The sequence below is a fragment of the Paenibacillus diazotrophicus genome (genome assembly GCF_042610465.1).
The window spans coordinates 1-586 of sequence record NZ_JBGJZN010000023.1 but is presented as its reverse complement, the minus strand read 5'-3'; the positions used below and the strand labels follow the sequence as shown (position 1 = coordinate 586).

Annotated in this window: 1 rRNA gene; it reads left to right on the top strand. The window is 56.0% G+C overall.

Annotated elements, in window-relative coordinates:
* Window positions 1-586: ribosomal RNA gene (locus ACAN54_RS29885) — 23S ribosomal RNA — on the top strand; the annotation flags it as partial.

Here is a 586-nt window from a genome sequence, read left to right as displayed (position 1 = left end):
CGGGTACGGGGACCGTGTCAGGCGGGCAGTTTGACTGGGGCGGTCGCCTCCTAAAGAGTAACGGAGGCGTTCAAAGGTTCCCTCAGAATGGTTGGAAATCATTCGAAGAGTGCAAAGGCATAAGGGAGCTTGACTGCGAGACCTACAAGTCGAGCAGGGACGAAAGTCGGACTTAGTGATCCGGTGGTACCGCATGGAAGGGCCATCGCTCAACGGATAAAAGCTACCCTGGGGATAACAGGCTTATCTCCCCCAAGAGTCCACATCGACGGGGAGGTTTGGCACCTCGATGTCGGCTCATCGCATCCTGGGGCTGAAGTAGGTCCCAAGGGTTGGGCTGTTCGCCCATTAAAGCGGTACGCGAGCTGGGTTCAGAACGTCGTGAGACAGTTCGGTCCCTATCTGTCGTGGGCGCAGGAAATTTGAGAGGAGCTGTCCTTAGTACGAGAGGACCGGGATGGACGTACCGCTGGTGCATCAGTTGTTCCGCCAGGAGCATGGCTGAGTAGCTACGTACGGACGGGATAAGCGCTGAAAGCATCTAAGCGTGAAGCCCCCCTCAAGATGAGATTTCCCAATTAGTAAG